6 protein-coding genes are annotated in these 5,974 nt (G+C 70.9%); 2 read left to right on the forward strand and 4 right to left on the reverse strand.

All coding sequences use genetic code 11. The annotated features are described in order from the left end of the window. The coding region (locus tag ACTIR_RS21170) for a sunset domain-containing protein (protein ID WP_034237866.1) at nucleotides 1-253 on the forward strand (253 nt) is incomplete at its 5' end. A 113-nt stretch (nucleotides 254-366) separates the two neighbouring features. Here the strand turns inward: ACTIR_RS21170 and ACTIR_RS0101850 are convergent. The 3 genes from ACTIR_RS0101850 to ACTIR_RS0101860 form a co-directional block, all read right to left on the reverse strand. Then, nucleotides 367-1,431, reverse strand: coding sequence for a 2-oxoacid:ferredoxin oxidoreductase subunit beta (locus tag ACTIR_RS0101850; protein WP_026453012.1), 1,065 nt, complete (start codon nucleotides 1,429-1,431; stop codon nucleotides 367-369). Between the two features lie 34 nt (nucleotides 1,432-1,465). Then, a complete protein-coding gene (locus tag ACTIR_RS0101855; protein WP_026453013.1) occupies nucleotides 1,466-3,379 on the reverse strand; it encodes a 2-oxoacid:acceptor oxidoreductase subunit alpha in 1,914 nt (637 codons plus the stop codon). Between the two features lie 180 nt (nucleotides 3,380-3,559). Beyond that, entirely contained in the window at nucleotides 3,560-4,006 is a 447-nt protein-coding gene (locus tag ACTIR_RS0101860) for an Lrp/AsnC family transcriptional regulator (protein ID WP_026453014.1), read from the reverse strand. A 74-nt stretch (nucleotides 4,007-4,080) separates the two neighbouring features. On the opposite strand from ACTIR_RS0101860, the gene ddaH reads away from it, so the two are divergent. Next, nucleotides 4,081-4,905, forward strand: coding sequence for a dimethylargininase (gene ddaH, locus ACTIR_RS0101865; protein WP_084789278.1), 825 nt, complete (start codon nucleotides 4,081-4,083; stop codon nucleotides 4,903-4,905). Between the two features lie 121 nt (nucleotides 4,906-5,026). Here the strand turns inward: ddaH and ACTIR_RS0101870 are convergent, their stop codons facing one another. Next, nucleotides 5,027-5,884, reverse strand: coding sequence for a metal ABC transporter permease (locus ACTIR_RS0101870; RefSeq protein ID WP_026453016.1), 858 nt, complete (start codon nucleotides 5,882-5,884; stop codon nucleotides 5,027-5,029). Nucleotides 5,885-5,974 lie beyond the last annotated feature (90 nt).

The following is a 5,974-nucleotide window of genomic DNA, read 5'->3' on the forward strand; positions in this document are numbered from 1 at the left end:
CGGGGGCGGGAACCCACCCGCACGGGGCAACCCGGGCGCGTCCGAGCGCACGCCGGGCCCGTTCGGACCCGGCTCGGCGATGCCCCTGCCGGGCGGGGAGCGGCCCTCGCCGGACTACACCGTCAAGGCCAGTGTCACCGCACTGCGGTACTGCGACGAGCGCTCCCCGGATTTCCCGAAGATGGTCGCCGAGGTGTGGTTCCGGACACCGGAGGACGCCGAACGGGTCGGCTTCCGCCCGTTGAACGGCTGACGGCCGGCACCGGGCCGACCGACCCGGGGCCGGCCACCGTAGGCCCGGAGTCCGCGGCCGCGGGGACCGCGGACTCCGGGCGGCGGGGTCCCGCCTCCTCGACGGCCCGGGTGTTACTCGACGGTCCAGGTGTCCTTGCCGCGCAGCAGCGCCTGCAGGTCCGGCTCCTTGGCGTGCCGGGCCTGCTCGACCTGCTCGCGCGCCCGGTCGTCGTAGGTGGGGCGCTGGACCTGCCGGAAGATACCGGTGGGTGTGTTGGTCAGGTTCTGGTCACCCAGCCGGGACAGCGCGAAGGCGTACGCGGTGTCGGTGATCGTGGGGTCGTGGACGACGAGGTTGTCCTCCCCGATCTCGGAGACCTTGCCGACCTCCAGACCACCCCAGCCGCTGCGGGTGACGCCGTACTCGCCCTCCGGGCCGAACCGGATCGGTTCCCCGGCGGTGAGCGGGATGATCCGGCGGGCCGCCTCGTCGGAGTCCTTGAGCACCTCGAACGCGCCGTCGTTGAAGATCGGGCAGTTCTGGTAGATCTCCACCAGCGCCGAGCCGCGGTGTTGCGCGGCGGCGCCGAGCACCTCGTTCAGACCCTTGCGGTCGGAGTCCAGCGCCCGGCCCACGAACGTGGCCTCGGCCCCGAGCGCGAGCGAGACCGGGTTGAACGGGGTGTCCACCGACCCCATCGGGGTGGACTTGGTGACCATGCCCTGATCCGAGGTGGGCGAGTACTGGCCCTTGGTCAGCCCGTAGATCCGGTTGTTGAACAGCAGGATCGTGATGTTGACGTTGCGCCGCAGCGCGTGGATCAGGTGGTTGCCGCCGATGGACAGCGCGTCCCCGTCGCCGGTCACCACCCACACCGACAGGTCCGGCCTGGTCGTGGCCAGCCCGGTGGCGATCGCGGGCGCCCGGCCGTGGATGGAGTGCATCCCGTAGGTGTTCATGTAGTACGGGAAGCGCGACGAGCACCCGATCCCGGAGACGAACACGATGTTCTCGCGCTTGAGGCCCAGGTTCGGCAGGAACGACTGGATGGTGTTGAGCACGACGTAGTCGCCGCACCCGGGGCACCAGCGCACCTCCTGGTCGGACTTGTAGTCCTTGGCCTTCTGCTGCTCGTCGGTGCTGGGTACCAGGTCCAGTCCGCCGATGGCCGGCAGACCGAGATCGGTGGCGGTCACTTCGCTGCCTCCGCGGTCACGAGTACGTCGGCGGTCATGCGGCCACGACCCCCTTGATCACATCGGTGAAGACTTCTTCGAGCTCCTCGGCCTTGAACGGCAGCCCGGCGACCTTGGTGTGCGAGCGGATGTCGACCAGGTACTTCGACCGCAGCAGCATGGCGAGCTGGCCCATGTTCATCTCGGGCACCACGACCGTGTCGTAGGAGCGCAGGACGTCGCCGAGGTTGCCGGGCAGCGGGTTGAGGTGCCGCAGGTGCGCCTGCGCCACCGCCATGCCCCGGCTGCGCACGCGGCGGCACGCCGCGCCGATCGGCCCGTAGGAGGAGCCCCAGCCGAGCACCAGCACCCGCGCCTGACCGTTGCTGGGATCGTCCACGGTGACGTCCGGCACGTCGATGCCGTCGATCTTGTTCTGGCGCAGCCGCACCATGTGGTCGTGGTTGTCCGGGTCGTAGGAGATGTTGCCCTTGCCGTCGGCCTTCTCCAGTCCGCCGACCCGGTGTTGCAGGCCGGGCGTGCCCGGCACGGCCCACTCGCGGGCCAGCGTCTCCGGGTCGCGCACGTAGGGCCAGAACTCGTCCGACCCGTCGGCGGCGTTGGTCTCCGCGGCGAACCGCACCCGCAGGTCCGGCAGGTGCTCGACGTCCGGGATCAGCCACGGTTCGGAGCCGTTGGCGATCGCACCGTCGGACAACAGCAGCACCGGGGTGCGGTAGGTCAACGCGATGCGCGCGGCCTCCAGGGCGATGTCGAAGCAGTCCGCGGGCGTGGACGGCGCCACGACCGCCACCGGCGACTCGCTGTTGCGGCCGAACATCGCCTGCAGCAGGTCGGCCTGCTCGGTCTTGGTGGGCAGCCCCGTGGACGGGCCGCCGCGCTGCACGTCGATGACCAGCAGCGGCAGCTCGATCATCACGCCGAGCCCGATGGTCTCCGACTTCAGCGCGATGCCCGGCCCGGAGGTCGAGGTCACCCCGAGGGCACCGCCGTAGGAGGCGCCGAGCGCGGCACCGATCCCGGCGATCTCGTCCTCGGCCTGGAACGTGGTGACGCCGAAGTTCTTGTGCTTGGACAGCTCGTGCAGCACGTCCGAGGCCGGGGTGATCGGGTAGGTGCCCAGCAGCACGTCCAGCCCGGAGCGCTGCCCGGCGGCCACCAGGCCGTAGGCCAGCGCGGTGTTGCCGGTGATCTGGCGGTAGGTGCCCTTCGGCAGCTTCGCGGGGGCGACCTCGTAGGTCGTGGCGAAGGCCTCGGTGGTCTCGCCGTAGTTCCAGCCCGCGCGGAAGGCCAGCACGTTCGCCTCGGCGATCTCCGGCTTCTTGGCGAACTTCTCCCGCAGGAACGCCTCGGTGCCCTCGGTGGGCCGGTGATACATCCAGGACAGCAGGCCCAGCGCGAACATGTTCTTGCAGCGCTCGGCGTCCTTCTTGCCGAGGCCGGTGTCGGCCAGGGCGCCCTGGGTGAGCCCGGACATGGCGACCCGGTGGACCTCGAACGCCTCCAGCGTGTCGTCGGTGAGCGGGTTCGCCTCGTAGCCGACCTTGGAGAGGTTGCGCTTGGTGAACTCGTCCTCGTTCACGATCACCGTGCCGCCCCGCGGCACGTCGGCGAGGTTGGCCTTGAGGGCGGCGGGGTTCATCGCCACCAGCACGTCCGGGCGGTCGCCGGGGGTGAGGATGTCGTAGTCGGCGAAGTGCACCTGGAAGCTGGAGACGCCGGGGATGGTGCCCTGCGGCGCGCGGATCTCGGCGGGGAAGTTCGGCAGGGTCGCCAGGTCGTTGCCGAACGCGGCGGCCTCGGAGGTGAAGCGGTCACCGGTGAGCTGCATGCCGTCACCGGAGTCGCCCGCGAAGCGGATCACCACCCGGTCGAGCTTGCTGACCTCCGTCGGCCGCTCCGCGGACACCGTGCCGTCCGATTCGTCGCCGTTCGCGCTCGTGCTCATGGGCCAGCGGTTCCCTCTCTCCCGGTTTCGGCGCGCCCCGCGCTCCTATACTTCGAGATTACTTGGTGTTTTCGGCGGGCGTGGTGTGGTGTGATCCGGCTTACCCGTGACCGGCGGTAACAGGGTATGGCGGTCCCAACCATCGGGACGGCGCCCGGCGCCCACACCCGGAGTCTGCCCTCACCGGCCGGGGTCCGGCGGGCGTTCCAACAATGTGGACAACACGACCGTGGACACCGTCCGGTCGATGATCTCCAACCCGCGCAGGCGTTCCAGCGCGTCCTCCAGATGGTGGATGTCGGCCGCACGCAGATGCACGATCGCGTCGGCCGCCCCGGACACCGTGTAGGCGGCGACGACCTCGGGCAGCGGTTCCAGGCGTGCCCGGATGCGGGCGGGGGAGACGTTGCCCTGGCAGTGCACCTCCACGAACGCCTCCGTCCCCCAGCCGAGCGCCTCGGGGTCGACCACGGCGGTGAAGCCGCGCAGGATGCCGCTGTCCAGCAGCCGGTCGACGCGGCGCTTGACGGCGGGAGCCGACAGACCCACGACGTCACCGATCTCCGCGTAGCTCGACCGCGCGTTGGCCACCAGGCACGAAACGATGCGTTGATCCAGGGTGTTCACACGCAACGTTTAGCACACTGATGCGCAACTGCTGACAATTGATAGCCGGATCACACGCACCATACATTCGAAGTATGCGCGTACCCGTGCCTCGCCAGTACCTCATGTGCCCGCCGCGGTACTTCGCCGTGGACTACGTCATCAACCCGTGGATGGACCCGGACGTGCCCGTCGACGCCGACCGCGCGATGGAGCAGTGGACGGTGCTGCGGGACACCTACCGGCGGCTCGGCCACTCGGTGTCCGAGATCGAACCGCGGGAGGGCCTGCCGGACATGGTCTTCGCCGCGAACTCCGGCACCGTGCTCGACGGGCGGGTGCTGGGCGCCCGGTTCCGCGCGCCGGAGCGGGCCGCGGAGGCGGAGCACTTCCGCCGCTGGTTCGTGGAGAACGGCTTCCGGGACGTCACGATGCCCACGCGGGTGAACGAGGCCGAGGGCGACTTCGCCTGGACCGGGCGGGTGCTGCTGGCGGGCACCGGCTTCCGCACCGACCCGGCCGCGCACGCCGAGGCGCAGGAGGTGCTCGGGGTGCCGGTGGTGTCCCTGCGGCTGACCGACCCGCGCTTCTACCACCTCGACACGGCGTTGTTCGTGCTCGCCGAGGCCACCGACACCGAACCCGCCCAGGTGGCGTACTTCCCCGGGGCGTTCTCCCCGGGCTCCCGCCGCACGCTGGAGCGGCTGTTCCCGGACGCCGTGCTCGCCGACGCCGACGACGCGGCCTGCCTGGGTCTCAACGCCGTCTCCGACGGCCGCAACGTCGTCCTCCCGGTGGAGGCGACCGGCCTCGCCGACCGCCTGACGGTCCGCGACTACGAGCCGATCCCCCTGGACATCTCGGAACTCCGCAAATCCGGCGGCGGCCCCAAATGCTGCACCCTGGAGCTCCGCAAGTAACCCCCCCCGCGCCCTCACCCACGTAGGTGGGTTGCCGTGAAGGGCACCTTCCCTGCACCGGGCGCCGTGAGGGGCACATTCGCTGCGTCACACGCAGGGAAAGTGCCCCTCACGGCAACACTCAGGGTGAGCGGCTCAGGAGGTGACTCACCCGGGTGGTGGCGAGGGCCAGCAGGAAGAGGAGGCCGGTGGTGAGGCCGATGGTGCCGGGGATGGAGGAGTCGAACACCAGCGCGGCGCGGTGACCCACCGCCGAGGCGATCCAGCCGACGGCCACGGCGAGCAGCAGCATGCCGCCCAGGCCGCGGGCCAGCAGGCGGGCCGTCGCCGCGGGCACCACGAAGAACGTGATCACCAGGATCGCGCCGACGCTGTCGAAGGCCACCACCGCGACCCCGGCCACGGCCACCAGCAGCATCCGCTGCACCGCCCGCCCGCGCAGACCGCCCAACTCGGCGAAGTCCGGGTCGAACGTGCTCGCCTGCAACGGCCGCCACAGCAGCACGACGAACAGCACCGTCGCCACGGCCGCGGCCCCGGTCACCAGCAGCGACGACGGCACCGGAGTGCCGGCGAGATCCACGGTGCGCAGCGGGGCGAACGTGATGTCGCCGTAGATCGCCGAGTCCAGGTCGATGTGCGCCCCCGAGGCGTAGCGGCTGATGCCGAGGATGCCCAGCGAGAACAGCGCGGGGAACACCAGCGCCAGGGCGGCGTCCGACCCGACGAGGTCGGTGTGCCGCAGCCACTCGAACCCCGCCACGCACAGCACCCCGAACGCGGTCGCCCCGAGCACGGTCACCGGCGAGCCGCGTTCCCCGGTGAGCAGGAAGATCAGCACGATCCCGGGCAGCACCGCGTGGCTGACCGCGTCCGGCAGCAGCGCCTGCCTGCGCAACAACAGGAAGCCACCGAGCAGCGCGCACGCGGTGGACAGCAGCCCCGCGATCACGATGATCATGACGTCGTCCGGTGTCACCGCCGCCACCTCGCAGCCCCGCCCGCGCGGGCGGTCCCGTTCAGCCGGCCCAGCGCCGCACCGAGGCGCACCGGCGGTCGCCGCCGCGAA

Origin of the sequence: Saccharomonospora iraqiensis subsp. iraqiensis, from assembly GCF_000430445.1 — a bacterium.
Taxonomy (GTDB): Bacteria; Actinomycetota; Actinomycetes; order Mycobacteriales; family Pseudonocardiaceae; genus Saccharomonospora; species Saccharomonospora iraqiensis.

What these genes read in the sequence shown, in the direction of transcription:
- ACTIR_RS0101855 (WP_026453013.1), bottom strand. Translation starts at nt 3,379, where the DNA reads ATGAGCACGAGCGCGAACGGCGACGAATCGGACGGCACGGTGTCCGCG.
- ddaH (WP_084789278.1), top strand. Translation starts at nt 4,081, where the DNA reads ATGCGCGTACCCGTGCCTCGCCAGTACCTCATGTGCCCGCCGCGGTAC.